Annotated in this window: 20 protein-coding genes, 1 pseudogene and 1 riboswitch; of the genes and pseudogenes, 11 read left to right on the top strand and 10 right to left on the bottom strand. The window is 36.8% G+C overall.

The annotated features are described in order from the left end of the window. Positions 1–273 precede the first annotated feature (273 nt). Genes SH601_RS06960 through SH601_RS06940 form a run of 5 tightly spaced genes read right to left on the bottom strand, consistent with a single transcriptional unit; the run spans position 274 to position 4,002 of the window. Positions 274–1,293 (bottom strand): MoeB/ThiF family adenylyltransferase, encoded by a 1,020-nt coding sequence (locus tag SH601_RS06960; RefSeq protein ID WP_319957547.1) that lies wholly within the window; start codon positions 1,291–1,293, stop codon positions 274–276. Beyond that, positions 1,286–2,056 carry a thiazole synthase gene (locus tag SH601_RS06955; RefSeq protein WP_319957546.1) on the bottom strand — a complete coding sequence of 257 codons (771 nt, stop codon included), beginning with the start codon at positions 2,054–2,056 and terminating at the stop codon, positions 1,286–1,288. Before SH601_RS06955 ends, SH601_RS06960 begins: the two co-directional genes overlap by 8 nt. 6 nt (positions 2,057–2,062) lie before the next feature. Beyond that, positions 2,063–2,257 (bottom strand): sulfur carrier protein ThiS, encoded by a 195-nt coding sequence (thiS, locus tag SH601_RS06950; protein ID WP_319957709.1) that lies wholly within the window; start codon positions 2,255–2,257, stop codon positions 2,063–2,065. A 21-nt stretch (positions 2,258–2,278) separates the two neighbouring features. After that, positions 2,279–3,391: a glycine oxidase ThiO gene (gene thiO, locus SH601_RS06945; protein ID WP_319957545.1), complete on the bottom strand. Its 1,113-nt coding sequence runs from the start codon at positions 3,389–3,391 to the stop codon at positions 2,279–2,281. Further along, positions 3,388–4,002: a thiamine phosphate synthase gene (locus SH601_RS06940; protein ID WP_319957544.1), complete on the bottom strand. Its 615-nt coding sequence runs from the start codon at positions 4,000–4,002 to the stop codon at positions 3,388–3,390. The genes thiO and SH601_RS06940 overlap by 4 nt, the downstream gene beginning before the upstream one ends. 97 nt (positions 4,003–4,099) lie before the next feature. After that, positions 4,100–4,197, bottom strand: a riboswitch (TPP riboswitch). Positions 4,198–4,335: 138 nt separating this feature from the next. Between SH601_RS06940 and SH601_RS06935 the strand changes: the two genes are divergently transcribed. Further along, complete coding sequence (locus SH601_RS06935; protein ID WP_319957543.1) at positions 4,336–4,779, top strand: ferritin-like domain-containing protein; 444 nt, start codon at positions 4,336–4,338, stop codon at positions 4,777–4,779. 150 nt (positions 4,780–4,929) lie between these two features. Further along, positions 4,930–6,099 carry a M20 metallopeptidase family protein gene (locus tag SH601_RS06930; protein ID WP_319957542.1) on the top strand — a complete coding sequence of 390 codons (1,170 nt, stop codon included), beginning with the start codon at positions 4,930–4,932 and terminating at the stop codon, positions 6,097–6,099. A 288-nt stretch (positions 6,100–6,387) separates the two neighbouring features. Here SH601_RS06930 and SH601_RS06925 read toward each other — a convergent pair whose 3' ends face one another. The 3 genes from SH601_RS06925 to SH601_RS06915 all read right to left on the bottom strand — a co-directional run bounded on the left by SH601_RS06925 (position 6,388) and on the right by SH601_RS06915 (position 8,964). Further along, on the bottom strand, positions 6,388–6,678 hold the full coding sequence (locus SH601_RS06925) for a hypothetical protein (protein ID WP_319957541.1): 291 nt from the start codon (positions 6,676–6,678) through the stop codon (positions 6,388–6,390). 341 nt (positions 6,679–7,019) lie between these two features. Beyond that, entirely contained in the window at positions 7,020–8,225 is a 1,206-nt protein-coding gene (locus SH601_RS06920) for an ABC transporter permease (protein ID WP_319957540.1), read from the bottom strand. Then, positions 8,218–8,964: an ABC transporter ATP-binding protein gene (locus tag SH601_RS06915; RefSeq protein ID WP_319957539.1), complete on the bottom strand. Its 747-nt coding sequence runs from the start codon at positions 8,962–8,964 to the stop codon at positions 8,218–8,220. Before SH601_RS06915 ends, SH601_RS06920 begins: the two co-directional genes overlap by 8 nt. Positions 8,965–9,248: 284 nt before the next feature. On the opposite strand from SH601_RS06915, the gene SH601_RS06910 reads away from it, so the two are divergent. The 9 genes and pseudogenes from SH601_RS06910 (at position 9,249) to tnpC (ending at position 16,417) form a co-directional block, all read left to right on the top strand. Continuing rightward, the gene (locus tag SH601_RS06910; protein WP_319957538.1) at positions 9,249–9,668 is read left to right on the top strand and encodes an HIT family protein; all 420 of its coding nucleotides are present in this window, start codon (positions 9,249–9,251) and stop codon (positions 9,666–9,668) included. 118 nt (positions 9,669–9,786) lie between these two features. After that, positions 9,787–10,158 (top strand): YtxH domain-containing protein, encoded by a 372-nt coding sequence (locus SH601_RS06905; protein WP_319957537.1) that lies wholly within the window; start codon positions 9,787–9,789, stop codon positions 10,156–10,158. A gap of 99 nt (positions 10,159–10,257) precedes the next feature. Continuing rightward, complete coding sequence (locus SH601_RS06900) at positions 10,258–10,575, top strand: SDR family NAD(P)-dependent oxidoreductase (protein ID WP_319957535.1); 318 nt, start codon at positions 10,258–10,260, stop codon at positions 10,573–10,575. A gap of 169 nt (positions 10,576–10,744) precedes the next feature. Next, entirely contained in the window at positions 10,745–11,284 is a 540-nt protein-coding gene (locus SH601_RS06895; protein WP_319957534.1) for a DUF3267 domain-containing protein, read from the top strand. Between the two features lie 133 nt (positions 11,285–11,417). After that, on the top strand, positions 11,418–11,597 hold the full coding sequence (locus tag SH601_RS06890) for a hypothetical protein (RefSeq protein WP_319957533.1): 180 nt from the start codon (positions 11,418–11,420) through the stop codon (positions 11,595–11,597). Between the two features lie 141 nt (positions 11,598–11,738). Beyond that, positions 11,739–12,686 (top strand): peptidylprolyl isomerase, encoded by a 948-nt coding sequence (locus tag SH601_RS06885; protein ID WP_319957532.1) that lies wholly within the window; start codon positions 11,739–11,741, stop codon positions 12,684–12,686. A 166-nt stretch (positions 12,687–12,852) separates the two neighbouring features. Further along, a complete protein-coding gene (locus SH601_RS06880; RefSeq protein ID WP_319957531.1) occupies positions 12,853–14,082 on the top strand; it encodes a hydrolase in 1,230 nt (409 codons plus the stop codon). Between the two features lie 474 nt (positions 14,083–14,556). Then, positions 14,557–14,832, top strand: a complete 276-nt coding sequence (gene tnpB / locus SH601_RS06875) for an IS66 family insertion sequence element accessory protein TnpB (RefSeq protein WP_319957530.1) — start codon at positions 14,557–14,559, stop codon at positions 14,830–14,832. A gap of 81 nt (positions 14,833–14,913) precedes the next feature. After that, a pseudogene (gene tnpC, locus SH601_RS06870) lies at positions 14,914–16,417 on the top strand (IS66 family transposase). Between the two features lie 328 nt (positions 16,418–16,745). Here the strand turns inward: tnpC and SH601_RS06860 are convergent. After that, a complete protein-coding gene (locus SH601_RS06860; RefSeq protein ID WP_319957529.1) occupies positions 16,746–17,327 on the bottom strand; it encodes a hypothetical protein in 582 nt (193 codons plus the stop codon). A gap of 15 nt (positions 17,328–17,342) precedes the next feature. Beyond that, positions 17,343–18,086: an SAR2788 family putative toxin gene (locus tag SH601_RS06855; protein WP_319957528.1), complete on the bottom strand. Its 744-nt coding sequence runs from the start codon at positions 18,084–18,086 to the stop codon at positions 17,343–17,345. Between the last annotated feature and the right edge of the window lie 6 nt (positions 18,087–18,092).

The raw sequence follows: 18,092 nt of genomic DNA, 5'->3' as shown, positions 1-18,092 counted from the left end.
ACAAATAAAGACAATAGGAATACTTTATTAAATAAAGTTTAAAATAGCAAGAGTGTATCATGAATTCATGTAATGATATCGACTTTGGTTTTTGGTCTAGTTGTTTTTCCGGCTTTCATCTCGCTTATGAGTGACCGGCTCCTTGCTCTCTGGTCCTTCGGGCATTCATCACCACTTCCTGAACCTTGAACAGCGCGATACTTACACTGTTCGTCGAATTAAATAGTTTTTCGTGCACACATACAAAAAAAGAAGCAACTCCACTGAGCTGCCTCATCCAATATATTGATAGTATACTTTTTTCGCCTCGGTGATATCTTTTGTTCCATGAATAAGGGTTCGTCCATCACGAAAAAGAACTATGCGAAATTTTTCGATTTCAAATGATAACAAATAGGGATTGGAAAATAATTTGACTCGTTTATTTCGTTCTAAATTATTTTTTAGTTCATCGAATGAGATTACTTTTTGTTCGCTTGATCTAATTTGCACAGTGTTCCTGCCACATAGGACAGCTGTTTTTAATTGTGATTGATAAGTTAAGTAAGGATATTGCTTTTTCGCACATGATGGACATTGATTATCCTTTAAGCTAGCTACCTTTACTTCGATGTGCTGATTTTTCCATAAATCAAAAGCGATTAATTTACCCGAAAGTGCGTCCGTATTGCCTGTCACTATTTTCAATGTCTCTGTTACTTGGTGGGAGACAACCATTTGCACTGCTGGACTAATAATCCCGACTGTATCACAAGTAGCTCCATCATTCGGTATATGATCCATCAGACAGTGTAAACAAGGACTATTTTCAGGCAGTACAGTAAAGGTTACACCGTAGCTTGATACACACGCACCATAGATCCATGGCTTGTGATGTTTTTGGCAAACATCATTTAGTATTAATCTTGTATCAAAGTTATCCGTTGCATCAATGACAACATCTACTTGTGGCACGATATTTTCTAGTTCTTCTACTCCCGCATCGATTACTTTTGCATGGATGATAGTAGAATGATTAATCTCCTCTAACCTCTTCTTTGCTGCAATTACCTTTGGTGTTTTCGCCTCCACGTCCGCTTCAGAAAAAAGCTGTTGCCGTTGTAAATTAGAAGCTTCCACATAATCACGGTCAAGCAATGTTAGTGTACCAACTCCAGCTCTTGCTAGCATTTCTGCATTGCTTGATCCAAGCGCACCAACTCCTACAATTGCTACATGACTTTCTTGTAATCTACGTTGTCCCTCTTCTCCGATAGGTTGAAACAGCATTTGACGATGATAACGATTATTCACTTACACTAACTCCTTCTTTCGGACTACTTGCTACAGCATAGTCCTTCTTCGCTATTCTGCCTGCCTCAAATCCTAATCTACCAGCATGAACAGCTAGCTTCATCGCTTCTGCCATCTTAACAGGATCATCTGCTCCTGAAACTGCTGTATTCAACAGAACACCGTCCGCTCCTAATTCCATTGCATATGCTGCATCGCTCGCAGAACCGATTCCAGCATCTACTATTACTGGCACATTTGCTTGTTCAATAATAAATTGCAAGTTTAATGGATTAATAATCCCTTGTCCTGAACCAATCGGGGACGCTCCAGGCATGATAGCGTGAGCACCTAATTCTTCTAATTTTCTAGCAAGTACTACATCATCTGACGTATATGGCAAAACAGTAAAGCCTTCAGCTAGTAATATTTCAGTAGCTTTTATTGTTTCAACAGGATCAGGTAGTAATGTTCGATCACAGCCTATTACTTCCACTTTAATCATGTCACATAATCCAGAAGCATCTGCTAATTTAGCAATCCTAACTGCTTCTTCTGCATTTTTTGCCCCAGCAGTATTCGGTAAAAAGCGATACTTCTTTTGATCAATTTTTTCCAAAAAGTTTGGTTGTTCTGGATCATAAATGTTCATTCGCCGAACAGCAAACGTTAGTATTTCTGTTTCTGATACATCCACTGCTTGTTTTTGCACATCATAGTTTGGATATTTACCTGTACCTAACAATAAACGAGATTGAAAAGTGTATTTTCCTATATTCAACATATTTAATCATCCTCCTCCAACAAAATGAACAATTTCTAAACGATCACCTTCTGAAAGGCTCGTTCCCTGATGATGTTCTTTTCTCAAAATAACTTGATTATGTTCAATGATTAATGACTTTTTTTCTAATCGTAACTCTTTTAATAAATCTGCTATATTCGTAACCTGATCATTCACTGTTAATGCATCACCGTTTATCATTATCTTCAAATCTATTCCTCCTCATACAGAGACTAGCCGCTCCCTTGTTAAGGAAAAAGCAGTTAAAAAATGCTGATTCACTTGTTTGCCCTCGATAAAATCCGCCATAAAAGTGGCTGTTCTTGCTGCTAATAATATGCCATTACGATAGTGCCCAGTAGCAACAAATAACCCCGATACATCTGGTACTTCCCCTAAGTAAGGGAGCCCGTCATGTGTCATCGGACGCACACCTGCCCATATTTTTTCGATAGATGCTTTGTTTAACGCCGGTAGTATTTGTTTTGCTCGCGATAATAAATGAAGGACACTCGCTACCTTGACATCTTTGTCCGTTTGATTTGGCTTCGAAGTAGCACCAATAATCAGTCTGTTTCCTCGCTTTGGTACGATATAGCAACCTTCTGTGAAAATGGTAGATTGGATCAATGGTTTATCCGTAATAACAGACAAGCATTCTCCTTTTATCGGTGTAATTCCTTTAATAAAACTTGAAAAACGACCGCTCTTAAATCCACAAGTCATCACTACAGCATTCGCATAATAGCTGTCGTCCGTAGTAGTAACTCCGATCACTTTCCCATGCTCAACAATAAAATCAGTCACCTCTGTTTGCTCATATATCACCGCACCATGACGCTCAGCTCCTCTTGCAAATGCCTTCGTTAAATGTGGTGCAGATACTTGACCTTCTGTCGGACAGTAAAGCGCGGCATAAAAGTCTGTAGCAAGTTCTTTTTCTGGCACGGTAGATGCGGAAATGATTCTTGCCTCTTTTCCTTGTTCTGTTTGAAACGTTGCAATCCTTTTTAATCGTGGTAATTCGTCCTCGTGATAGACAAGTTTCAATGCACCTTTTTCGATTAATTGAATGTCCACACCACTATCCTCTAACAACTCTTGTGCTAATGAAGGAAATAAGGCTCTACTTTCTTTGGCAAATTGAAATAAAGCTGAGTTCTGTTCAAATTCCATCTGTACACCTAGCATACCCGCTGCCGCACTTGATGCCTCTGCAGCTATTTCGTTTGCTTCTAGCAACAATACTCTGTAACCTCGTTTACTTAATTGATAAGCAATCGATGTTCCCATTACTCCTCCACCAACGACAATTTGGTCAAATGCTTGCTTCATACGACGCCTCCTTCCACTTTGTCGAACACGTCACGATAGTGCTTTAAAGCTTTGACTGGATCTTCGGCATCCCATATTCCTGACATAATCGCTATCCCGTTTGCACCAGCAGCAAGCACTTGGTGTACATTACTCGTATGTATTCCACCAATGGCAATGACCGGAAGAGACACATTGCGAGTTAACTCAGCCAATGCGGCAACCCCTCTTGGCTCTGCACCACGTTTAGAGTTGCTTGGAAAGATATGACCATACAGTAAATAATCCGCACCCTGTTGTTCTGCATCTAATGCTTCTGCAAGTGAATGAACAGACTTACCAACTAATAAATGAGGAAAACAAGCTTTTACATTCGCAATGGTAAGACTATGATAAGCTAATTGAGCTCCTCCACATCGCTTCACATGTGCCACATCGACACGATCATTAATGATAATCCGTTCTCGTGGTACATCTGTATCCATTAGTCTATCAGCAAGATCGGCTATCTCTTGTGCTGTTTTTTTCTTCTCACGCAGATGAAAAAAATCAAGCAACTCCATATTTCTCGCAACGAAATCTAACTCTTTCTCTGTTAATCTTCCATTTGAAATAAGGTGTATTCCTTGCATTGTCATTACTCCTTTGATTCGGTAGTGAAAAGAACGTCAAAAAGCCACTCACCCAGCATGGACAAGTGGCATAATTAAAAGCAGTTTAGATAAATCAGTGCTTTTCCTACCACTTCCCTCCGCTGGTGTTAACCAGATCAGGTTCAAAGGGTCCGAAGAATCGTCTCAGCCTAAAAGGCTCCCCTAGTGTTCATTACTATTTTATTCGCTTACAAAAAAAGAATAACATATCATATATTTTTTTCCAATAAAAATCTAGTATTTATGTTTAAACTTTTTGTAAAAGGGTAGATATATAGTGTAGAGATAATAATGAAAGGATGTTGAACGTAAATGGCACAAGATCAAGCAAAATTACAAGAGCTTATCGATGGATTAAATGTAGACTTAGCAAATGAGTATGCGGCAACGATTATGTATACGTATCACGCATCTGTTGTATCAGGATTATATCGCTCCTTCCTAAAACCATTTTTTGAAGATGAGATAAATGATGAAATCGGACATGCTTTATACTTATCCGATAAAATCAAAACATTAGGTGGTACACCAACAACCACTCCAGCAAAAGTCGAGCAACTAACAGATGTGAAAGAAATGTTAGAAGCGACACTTAAAGCAGAAACAGAAACAATTGAACGTTATGAGACAAGAAAACAACAAGCAGATGAGCTTGGTTTAACAGAATTAGTGGTTAAATTAGAAGATATTATTGCAGACGAAACAGGTCACAAAGAAGAAACAGAACGCCTTTTAGCAGATAAAAGCTTTCAATAAGTAGAAACAGCCTCCGGTTTTGGAGGTTGTTTTTTTGTGTTTAGTAAAGAACAGAAATATCGTTTCATTCATTATTAAAACATTAACAACAAACTGAATTTTCTCTATTTATGTTATAATGAGAAGAAATTCTTTTTTCGGGGTGAGAAAATGAGGGACACTTTATTCGAAGAAATTGATGCATTATATGAAGAAATGGTCGAAATGAGAAGGTTTTTACATCAACATCCAGAGCTGTCCTTTCAAGAAGAGAAAACAGCTGCTTTTATACAAGAACAATATCAATCATTACATATTCCTTATGAAGCAAATGTCGGCGAAAATGGGGTTGTAGCAACATTAAAAGGAACTAAACCAGGAAAAACGGTTGCCTTACGCGCAGATTTCGATGCGTTACCTATTCAAGATGAAAAAGAGGTAAGCTATAAATCAAAAAAAGAGGGGGTCATGCATGCTTGTGGGCATGACGGACACACGACGACACTTTTAGCAGTTGCAAAAGTGTTACAGAAACATCAAGACAAATTAGCTGGTACGGTTGTCTTTATTCACCAACATGCAGAGGAACTTGTTCCTGGTGGTGCAAAAGCAATGATTGAAGCTGGCGCCCTAGCGAATGTAGATGTTGTTTACGGAACACACCTTTGGACAAATACACCATATGGCGTCGTCCAAACCGCTCCAACGAACTTTATGGCAGCTGCTGACTCCTTTACGATACAACTTAAAGGAAAAGGTGGTCATGGTGCCATCCCCCATCAGACAAAAGATCCTGTTGTCGCTGGATCACAGCTTGTTATCAACTTACAACAAATTGTCAGTAGACGTATCGATCCGCTGGAAACTGCCGTCATAACAATCGGTAAATTCCTTTCAGGCAATGTCTTTAACGTGATACCAAATACCGCGGTCATCAGTGGTACTATACGTACATTTAATGCAGAAGTGCAACATTTTATTAAAGCAGAAATGGAGAAAGTTATCAAAGGAACGTGCCTTAGCTACGATATGGCCTATGATTTTGACTATGCATTTGGCTATCCACCAGTTGTGAACCATCCCGAATATGCGGAGAAAGTACTAGAAGCTGCCAAGCAAGTGAAGGAAGTACAAAAAGCGGAAATGGTAGCACCTACGATGACAGGTGAAGATTTTTCCTATTATCTCCAAAACAAACCTGGTGCTTATTTCTTTACAGGTGCACAGATCGACAATGGATTCGTTCCACATCATCATCCATTGTTTGACTTTGATGAACGAGCGATGAAAATAGCAGCAAAAACATTGATTGCAGCTACATTAGATGTGAATAAGTCTTGAAATAATTGGATAAAGAAAATCCGAACAATAATCGGTGCATATAAAGTGAGACTGCAATCAGTGGAAGTTTTGATTCCCACTGATTGTTAGCGAAACTTATCAGGGAATTAGCGTCCGTTTATCCCCCATCTTCGCTTCCTCGTTTTCACTCGAACCTTGAAGTGGGGGTTTTACGGACTCATGCACCGTGATAAAGTGAGACTGCAATCAGTGGATCGTGCACCGTAAAAGATTGTTCGGATCCTCTTTCTTTCACGACAAAAGATGAAGACAATAACCACTGAAAAGCTATAAGTTATGTTTCGCCATTAACTGAAGAATTTCACGTTTAAATAGCGCTTGTTTTGCTTCATCTCTGATTACTTCCTCAACATTAGCATTCGCAATAAACGAACGATACGCATCATGCTGAACAAATAATGGTGTGTATGTATTAGTAAATTCCTTAAACCATTGCTGCTTACTTAATTTTCGTATGTTTTTAGCATAGTTTCTCCCTTTTTTCGTAGCCACCCTTGCTATCAGTATCGATGCAACGATAAGTAAGGAAAAGATACCCGCTTCTATTAATAGTTCCAACGGTATTCCTCCAATCTAACTTGACTGCCCTTTTCGTCTATACAGCACGCAATTTGCTAAAAGCAAGATGACAGCACAAATTACCAACAGTAATGTCCTATTACTAATATTGACTTTCATCAGAAAAACAAACAATAGGTTGAAAATCATGACGGTTGCTAGTATGAATGAAAGAAGAGATATTTCTTTTGTACGTTTTCTTTGATTGTGCTTTTCCACTAAACGCCCTCCAAACTAGGTATTTTTTACCTTATCTAGTATATAAGATACAGTAATCTAATTCAACTTCTCCCTAACTAAAAAAATCCCCCATAAGCTTGTTCAACTTATGAAGGATTTCTTCACATTTTCTTTTGTAAGTATTGTGGAATAAGCATGCTCACAAATAAGAGAATAGCGATCACAAGTAATAGACCAACTAACCATTCTCCTATTACGAAAAGGAAAAGAGCATAGAGTACCCCTGCAAAAAAGATGATCTGTTTAATCCATTTAACAAAGGCTTCTTGACGTTCCCTTTCACTAATAGGATATAAGTCTAACCAGACTAATGTAGCGTGATGCTTCCATAATGGTATGACTTGTAAAAAGATCATGTAGATAAATAACAAAGCAAAAATTAGTTTCAACCATTGATTAGGGACGAAATAGATGAGCAATCCACCTATCACGATCAAGCGCAGATATATGCCTAAGTATTCACCACTTCTTACGGTTGTTAACCGATATAAATATGCATAGGCCCCCTTTTGATGAAAAGGAATAGCCTTCGTCAATAAACGAGCTAGCCAATGACGTCTTTTCACATTCACTTCAATGTGCGAAACATCAGTAAACATGTTCGCTAATCGGTAAAAACTACGCATTCTTCTATAATCACTTTCAATTAATAAGTCCCAATTAAGTGCTTTTTGTTTTCTCGCTGTTTGATAATTAGTCGCGAAAAGAACAATCAATAAAGCTGTTACAATTGCTAAAAAAAGCATTTCTTGCATAAGAAAGAAATAAACAAGCGTGATAACTAATGCAAAACGAACGATTTTATCGATGAGGCGTATGTTTTTATCCCGAACACGTAGCATCCACCAATTAGCTACCAAACTCCACGCTTTTATTACTAGCAAAATGATAAACAATAAGCCAAACGACGTACTTTCTGAAAACGCCTCAAGATACAGTGGCGCAACGACTGCAATAGCTAACACAAATAAATAAAGTTGTGTGACAAAGCTGTAGACTAAAGTACGGATAAAATACCCTGAAAGCTGTGGTTCTGCAGGTATTAAAAAGACAATATCTGCGCGCTTTAGTAAAGTTTGAATCGGACTATATGCACTAGCCAGACCAAGAACAACAGCGATCACCCATGCAGATGGAAAAGAATCTGGAATATCTTCGAGAAATTGCTGATAATAGACAGACATCGCTCCAACAATAAATATCACCGCAATCACTAAATGCTCGGTCAAAATAAAACGGAGATATCTACTTATTTCTTTTATATGTGCGGATAATCGTTCACGAAATAATTGATGAGCATTAAGCATATTGATCGGCTTCCTTCGTTAATTGAATATATAAATCATCCAATGTCGCTTGTGGTCGACCAAATGCTTCACGTAGTTCTTTCAATGTACCTTGTGCCCGAATAAGTCCGTCATCTAAAATCACAAAGCGATCACAATAACGCTCTGCCGTTGTAAGGATATGTGTCGACATTAATACACCAGCACCTTGAGCTTTCATCTGTTCCATTAATTGAAGATAGGATTGGATACCTAATGGGTCTAAACCGACAAAAGGCTCGTCCACAATATATAAATCAGGTTCAACTAAAAAAGCACACATAATCATCACTTTTTGACGCATCCCTTTTGAGAAGTGGATTGGAAACTGTTTTAACTTCTTCTCTAAGCGAAATTCTTTTAACAAAGGAGTAATTCGCGCTTGGTAGACATCTTCAGGAATTTGATAAGCCATCGCGGTTAAACGTAAATGCTCGTCCAACGTTAACTCATCATATAAAACAGGCATCTCTGGAATATAAGAGAAATGTTGTCGATAACTTTCTGGTGACTGTTGAAATGTCTTCCCTTTAATCGATACCGTCCCCTTATTTGCTTGCATTAAGCCAATGACATGCTTAATAGTCGTACTTTTACCTGCACCATTTAATCCAATCAATCCAACAATTTCATTCGGCTTTACATCAAATGAAATACCGTGTAGTACATTTTTATGTGTATAGCCGCCCTCTAAATTCTCAATATGTAATAAAGGCTCCATTATTCTACGTCCTTTCTATTATTACTTCTAATATGTATTCCCAATTCCTCACCATTATACCAAATATTATTAGCAGACAAAAATAGCATTGATGCTTTTTTACGTAAAGTAATACAACCTTGATAATTGCGGAAATTTTTGGACAAACTAAAAAAAGGACTGCATTCCTACTTTTTCTATTGTGAATAATTCACTTGTTCAAAAAAATCATGTATAATGGAAACAAATATTCTTATTTATTATGATATGATTTAAACAGACGTCAAATTAAGGGAGCGATAGCAATGAAGACGAAGGACGATTGTATTTTCTGTAAAATTGTAGCAGGTGAAATTCCTTCCGCTAAAGTCTATGAAGACGATGATGTACTGGCTTTTCTTGATATTAGTCAAGTAACGAAAGGGCATACGTTAGTCATACCGAAGCAACATGTTGAAAATATTTATGAAACCAATGAAGAGATTGCTGCAAAAGTGTTTGCTACCGTTCCAAAGATTGCAAATGCTTTAAAAGAAACATTTCAGCCGGTAGGAATTAATATACTAAATAATAATGAAGCTGCTGCAGGTCAAACAGTATTTCATTTACATATCCATCTCATCCCACGATATGATGAAACAGATGGGTTTAAGCCACAATGGACTACACAAGAACATCAGTATGATTTAGCAGATATGGCTAGTAAAATCGCAAATAATCTATAAAGCGAGACTTCAGCTCGAAGTGGGATTTTACGGACGTACGCACCGTAATAAATTGTATAAAACATGTTTGATTTTGATGAAAAAAGAGAATGTTATAAATAAGAAAGGAGTGTTCGGAATGATTAACGCAAAATCATTAGTACTCGGAGTATTAGCTGGTGGAATTGTAGGTGCTGCTGCTACTCTATTAACGACACCAAAAGCTGGAAAAGAACTACGAACAGATGTAAAGGAAAAGGGCGATGATGCCATTCGTTATATTAACCACCTAACATCAGAAGGTGTCGATATTAAAGAACAGATTACTAAAACATCTAAGGAAGGTGCTGCACTTATTAAAGACCTTTCCGTAGATATTAAAAACTCGATTGAATCATGGAAAAAAACAGTAGAACCACACCAAAAGAATATTCAAAAGTATTTGACTCAGATTGAAGAGAGTTTAAAAGAGTTAGAAGAAAAAACACAATCGAAAACAGAATCTAACTAACAAAAAAAGAGCTGATCCAAGCTCTTTTTTTATACCTCATTCAGAGTTGCGTTTGTAAATGTTTGTCTTATACGCTTTAATTGGTTCATTAGTGCTGGAATGCCAGAATACATTGCTTCCAAACATGCCGTTGCCGGCTTAACAAAAACTGCCGCATTGGAGTGTGCAACAAATGGTATCAGAGTCAATGGCGTAGCACCAGCAGCAATTGACTCTGCAATGCTAAGTAAGATCGAGAAAAATATGTCAGCAGAAGATGTTGAAACAGTCCGTAAGCAAATACAATCCATTGTCCTCATGGGAAGATATGGACTACCTAAAGAGGTTACACAAGTTGTTCTATTTCTCGCCTCTGAGCAAGCTTCTTTTTTCACAGGGGCAACCTATCCAGTTGATGGTGGATCACTTGCAACTTAAGTGTTTGGAGAATGCGAATTTTCCCACTATTCCTACTCATTTCACCCCCCTTTCAGCACGGAAAAAAATCATTCTTTTTTTACCAAAAACCTATTGATTTTTGTATAAAAAAATACTATAGTCATCTAGGGAAAAGAAACAATGATTTTAGCATGAAAGGGTGATCCTAGTGAACTGTTGGGATTCCATTAATATAAAGAAACAGCTGGGCTCATATCGAAGCATCATTTTATCACTATTATTCGGACTTTTATCATTCATTTTTATGTACGTACCTTTTACCTTGATTCATAAAGATGCTGTCGTAAAAGACCATGGCATTATACCTGTTTTACTTGCATTAGTAATTCTACCGTTTTTGCATAAAGCTTTACGGATTTTGCCGCTAAAACTAACAAATAAACAAATACGAATTAACTGGACGTTCGAGAAAAAACTGTTTCCGAATTTTCATGTATGTAACTATATGAAAACATCAAAACCTGTTTTATTATTAGCTCTATTAACACCAACCATTATTATTACGATCCCTTGTATTATGTGTGGATACTTTTTTGAAGCCTACTATCCTTATTTTTTATTGTTTGGTTCGATTAATTTAGGGCTATCTTTCGTTCATTTCCTCTATATTAGTCGTTTATGGAAAGCACCGAAAAAATGTGTGATTTCCAATGATGACGAAGGTTATGATATTTTAATACCACGTTAGCTCCGCTTCTTGCATGCAGAAGCGGATTTTTTTATACATATTTTTACTTTAACCCTAGTAAAATGAATGCACCTACTGTTCAAAACTTTAATTTTTTGTTAAAGTAATGAGAGAGAATAAGGAGGTCGGCTCGATGCTTTATGTTTTTATCCTAATCGCTTTTTTCATTTTATTTATTTTCAACTCACTAACAATGCGACTTTGTTTAAAGACAGAAATGTCCCAAGAGAAGCAGCCAAATGTTTTTCGAACTATAAATATTTTAATAACGATTTTACTCGTATCCTCTTATATTGAAGTTATTTATACATAAGAAATTATTCGATTATTTTAGTAGAAAAAAATAAGTAAAAAGATTGTAATCTTACTTTTTATTGTTTTTTTTCAAACAAAGTGTGATATATTATGGCAAGAGTTAAAAAATAGTCAAAGTATTTAGGAGTGTGTAGAACAAATGAAAAAATTAGCAATCACCGCAACATTCGCAGCAAGCATTATAGCTCTTTCAGCGTGTTCTTCTGGTGACCCTGAAACAGTTGTAGAAACAGACTCAGGAAATATTACAAAAGAAGATTTTTATGATCAATTAAAAGAAGCTGGTGGAGAACAAGTTCTTCAACAAATGGTGCTTGAAACTATTTTAGAAGATAAATATGATGTATCTGATGACGAAGTTAACCAAGAATTAGATACATTGAAGGAACAACAGGGCGACCAGTGGGAAGTAGCACTAGCCCAAAGTGGATATGCTGATGAAGATGAATTCAAAGACGCTATTCGCCTGAGCTTACTACAAGAAAAAGCATTAACAGAAGATATAGAAGTATCTGATGAAGAAATCCAAGAACGTTATGATGAACTATCTACACATTTAGTAGCTAGCCATATTCTTGTTGATGATGAGGATACTGCTAATGAAGTTCTGGACAAGCTAGATGATGGAGAAGACTTCGCTGAGTTAGCAGAAGAATATTCTCAAGATCCTGGTAGCGCTGAAAATGGCGGTGAGCTAGGAGAGTTTGGTGTAGGTCAAATGGTTCCGGAATTTGAGAATGCTGCCTATAACCTTGATATTGATGAAATCAGTGAGCCTGTTCAATCTCAACTTGGCTTCCATATTATTAAAGTAACAGATCGTGTTGATGTGGAAGATATCGAACCATTAGAGGATATGGAAGATGAACTTAAACGAGAAATTGCGTCAACAAAACTTGATCAAACGGAAACACAAGCAAAAATTCAAGATTTATTGAAAAATGCTAATATCGATGTGAAAGTAGACGATTTCGAAGATACATTCACATTTGAAGAGCCTGCTGCTGAGGAAAATACACCAGCTGAAGATGCTACTACAGAAGACGAATCTGATAGCGATGAATCTTCTGACGACGACGCTGAATAATGAAGAAGTTAACAACCCTATCTTCCCATAACAGAAGATAGGGTTGTTTTATATGTATGGAATAACTCATCTTACTTGCTTAAATTATGCTAAAATAAAGAGAGACTTCCATCAGTCAGATTTTACGGGCATTTGCGCCGTGATAAAATAAAGGATGTGATAAATAATGACCGAAGAGAACTATTTTTATGAATTGATTTCCATTGACTATTCACTAACAGACGAACAGAAGCAAACAATTGCTGAACACTTTCCTTTACCACAATTACCAGAGGAAATCAGCGGTATTCAATTACATACATTAACAAAAGGAACATCCATTAACGCACGTGTTCTATTAAATGATTTTGAAGTAAGGAAAACAAAAACAAATAAATCCTTTCTCAAGGCTACGCTTAGTGATCAGTCAGGTAACATCTCCGCTAAAATGTGGGACAATAATGGGGAAGTAGAAGAAATGCTCCCTATTCTTGAACAAAAAGGTGTATTCGATATCCGTGGACAAGTCGATGAATTTAATGGATTTAAAAGTATCACCATTTACGAGATGACACCTGCTAGCGATGAAATTGATCCATTTACTCTTTTAGCTTATACGAAACAAGATTTGGAAGCATTGCGCAATGAATTATTTGCCTATCTATATGACTTAAAACAGCCTTATCAAGATATTGCGCTCAAAGCAATGGAGCAATTATGGGAAAGTTTTCGTATTAGCCCTGCAGCCAAAGGGTTCCATCACAATTATTTAGGTGGCCTTTTAAAACATACAGTTGGATTAATGCGTTTCTGCAGATACATTACCGTACAATCCGACAATCCGTTTCGCGGGATTATCCAGCTTATTAATAAAGTAGAAACAGAGTATAAATTGGAAATTTGGCATTCATTAAAAGAAGATAATACACGTCCATCATATGTGTGGAGTGATAGTATTGATCATCTTTATAAAATGGTGCAAGGTATGGCGGAATATAAATATAACAGTATTAACTATGATGCGTTATTAACAAGTATTCTGTTCCACGATATTGGTAAACTTGCAGAATATGATTATGCAGGGAAATCATTAGATATTTTCCGCTTCTTGTTCCCAACAGGGGAGTTCCGTGATGAAAGTCGCAAACAAGCTGGTATTACGATGGATCCATTAGGAGTAACAATTGGACATATTCCATATGGAGTACTCGTATTATCTCGTGTAATCGAACAAAATCAGATAACTGTCTCTATGGAAGATATTCATTTGATGGCTCACTGCATCCTATGTCACCATGGACTACCAGAATGGGGTAGCGCCGTACGTAAACCTAGTAATTTAGAAGGCTATATCATCCATATCGTAGACTACTTAGATGCTAGATACGAAAACACCGAGGCAGATGAAGAGAAGTAGAGCTTGTTAAGAGAGAAATACTGACATTTTGATGCGGTATTTCTTTTCTTTTTGTCAGTAAATCTGGTTGGTGACATTTTCTCTTCTTTTTGTCAGTAAATCGATTTGCTGTCATTTTCACAGTAAGCCCCCATTCAAACGACGCATATAAACTCGCATCGTCTCTTTGTACGATACATGTATCAAATAAAGGAGGTGCTTTTCTATGTCGCAACAAAAATTAACGATCGTCCCCGTTACACTTCACTCTGAGAATAATCATCTCGACAAAACCACTTCTCGAACACCTCTACAAAATAACATTTGCTTAATTAAAACGGCAAACGTTGAAATATCCTTTTTCAACTGCATAGATGAATACACCATCCAAACCATCATGAGGGAATTGAAACATCTATGAGGAAGGATTATACCAGCACGAAAACTATCTACATCATTTGTGGGAAAACCGATATGCGCTAGGGCATAGACGGATTGGCCACACTGATTCAAGATTCTTTCAACTTAGATCCTTACAGCGATTCGATCTTTTTATTTTCTGGCTGGAGTAAAGATCACTATAAATGTTTATATTTTGACGGTGATGGCTTTGCCATGCTCTATAAACGGTTGGATAATGGAAAACTCCAATGGCCAAAGAATGAAAATGAAGTACGAAATCTCTCACAACAGGAGATTCGCTGGCTTCTTGAAGGTTTATCCATCGAGCAACCAAAGGCGATTCTGCCATCATCAAAAGGAGTGTTCTAAATTTAGCAAATCTACTAATTTTATCTTTATTCCACTCTTCAAACTATTTATAATAGAAGGAACGAATACGAACGAAAAGTGGTGAATGATGTGGGGAACGATTCTTCTAAGTACAATGAGAATGTAATTCAGCTACTCGAAGAGCAATTGGCTGATTCGAATCAAAAAAATAAAGAATTATCCAAACAGATAGAAACGTTATCCCAACAAATACGTCATTTAAATAAGTTATTATTTGGTTCTAAAACCGAAAAGTCTAAGTATAACGTACCAGATGGACAAGGTTCATTATTTGATGATGACCCATCTTTTAGCGAATCTGAGCACACAGAAGAACAAAGCCAACAGACGATTTCTTATACTGTTGTACGAAAAGTTCAAAAGAAACGAAATGATTCCTTACGTAATGATATAAAGGTAGAAGAAATCCATTATCACCCGGAACATACAGTCTGCGACTGTTGTCAAAGCCAAATGAATGAAATTGGTCGTATGATGGTCCGTGAAGAGGCCAAATTTATTCCTGCAAAGATGATGAAAGTACAGCATATTGAACATGCATATGAATGTAGAAATTGTAAAAGTCATACGTCTCATCCAGCTCAAATTAAACGTGGGAAAGCGCCGCAACCAGTTATTCAATGGAGCGTGGCAAGCCTTAGTGTCTTAGCTAAAGTCATCTATGATAAATTCGCACAATACTTACCCCTTTACCGTCAGGTAAAGGAATGGAATCGTTACGGATTGGAGACGAATGATAAGAATCTCTCCAATTGGGTGATTCGAGCATCTCATGATTGGCTTTTACCTATTTACGAACGGATGAAACAGATGATGATTACAAAATCTGTCTTACATGTCGATGAAACGTATGGACAAATTATCAATCGATCCGATGGGAAATCCGATCAATCCAATGCCTATAACTGGGTGTATCGAAGTGTGCCTAGCCAGGGGCCAACCATGACTCTGTTTCAAAGCTCTTTATCACGTGCGCGCACTATTCTAGAAAGTTTCCTTGAAGGATGTTCTGGAACGATTGTATGTGATGATTATTCTACCTATGGTAAGTTAGAAGACGTGACCTTCGCCAATTGTTGGGCGCATGTACGCCGTTACTGGCTCAAAGCAGACAGCAAAAATGAACGTATTGGTGTAAGCTATTGCGATGACTTATATCGATTAGAAAGGAAATTCAAACACTTGTCTCCGAGTAAGCGAAGAAAAAAACGGGAAAAATGCCCCCGCAAAAGCAGCTGACTACACATTGAACAGTGCAACTGGCCTGAAAGCTTTCCTAGATGACGGACGAATTGAGATTGATAATGATCCAGCCGAAAATGCCATCCGTCCTAATGTCGTAGGAAGAAAAAACTGGCTCTTTTCCGTCAGCGAAGCTGGAGCAAAAGCGAACACCATATGTTTGAGTATTGCAGAAACAGCTAAAAGCAACGGAGTTGATTTCTACGAGTACTTGAAAAAACTCTTTACGGATTTACCGAATCTCGGAATCCAGCAACTTCCTGAAATCTTGGTTCAATATATGCCTTGGTCAAAATCAATTCAGGCAGAATGTCGAAAATAAGCCGCATATCCGTTAAAAAAATTAGGATATACGGCTATTTGTGATGCGTACCGCTTAGGGACGCATTTTTTCTATAGTTCGGGCTTACGGTGGAAGGCTTTTTATAAACTCTCGCTTAATCTGAACTTAGCAATTACAATAGAGAAATTAAACAGCAAATTTTCAGCTGGCGAGAACTGTAATATCTAAGGTAAGAAAACACTAGCCCCTCAGTTTTTAGAAAAAGTGAAAATTTGTAAATGACTTTATGGTCAAGAAATAAACAAGGCACAGATAACTAAAAAGTTAACTGTGCCTTGTTTTCTCGCGGAATATTCCATTAATTTAATTAATCCTGTTTATATTCTGTAACTAGACACCAAAAAATAGAGTCTGGAACAATATATTCTTGTTCTTCTTCAGAATTATATTCATTATTAACTTTCACTAAATTTTTTATTAACTTACTTTTATCTTCATCAGTTAGAGAATCTATCTCATCCTTTAACCATACTGAATAGCTGTAAAAGGGTATCCATTCTCTGTTTTCAACGTTAATAATCCAATCGGGTCTTTCTAAATTCCCTTCGACTATTTCAAACTTATTTCTATAGTCTTCAATTGCACTTGAGATAACGATCATAATTTGAGAGTCAAAAATATTTGATTCATCAATATGTAATCGTATATCGAAAGCTTTTAATTCTCCTTGAGCTTGAATCTCCCAATGTTTTAAGATATCAATGAAACTAAGAACAACTTTTGATTTGAACCAATTGGGGATGAAATAAGAATTGTCAAGGTTAAATATTTTTCTATATTCTACCTGATAGTCTCTAAGTAAATCCAAGTCAAGAGGAATACTGTCATTCTTCCACTTTTCCAGCTGTCTTAATCTTCTTTTCCAACCTCGAATTTTTTTAAAACTCATAATAAATCTCCTAATCTAAAGATTGATAGTTCTTCCTCTTACGGGTCCTTTATACATTTCTCCAGTTAATGGGTCCATACTACCCAAATGTTTGCCTTTGTTATCGTAAACTTCAATATCATTATGTGTATTATCCCATTCGTAATAACGTTTCTTCTTCCCAGAACCATCAGTTTTTGTTTTACCTCTAAATGGTTTTAATTTTTTCCATACAGGGCTATCAGCTTTAGCCATATTTTTGGAAACTTGTCTTAAAGTGTTTTTTCCGAAATGCTTAACTGCTTGTTTAACTCCAAACCTTACAATGAACCCTACAACAACAGGAACAGCGGGTAAGATGGAAGCTTTTAATTCAGTTGAATCGTAGGTGTATTGTTGCCCTGTTTCTAGGTCTGTGAAGATAGCAATAAATATATCATCTTCCTCTGAAAATTCGATTAAATTAACATCGAGGTTGACCTCAGTAACAATTCCATCCTCTTCTACTTTCCCATGTACCTCAATATTTTCAGTTTCTTTATTTAAAATAACATCTACTGAAGTGTCAAAATCATTTGTTACCAATGTGTTTTCAACAACTATTTCATCTTTATTTTCTAGTACTTCTTGAACTAGGTCATTTTCATGGTTAGTTGCAACCTCTTGAACTTCATAACTATTGATTTCATCAGTACTAGGGACTTCTGTATTTGCAAAAGCAGGTGTAGCAGTATTTATTACAAACGACAAAATAATTAAACTAATTAATATCTTTTTCATAATAAC

This window comes from Gracilibacillus pellucidus, assembly GCF_033949965.1.
GTDB lineage: Bacteria > Bacillota > Bacilli > Bacillales > Amphibacillaceae > Gracilibacillus > Gracilibacillus pellucidus.
The sequence above is the reverse complement of the archived record's forward strand: the minus strand, read 5'-3'. Positions and strand labels throughout refer to the sequence as shown.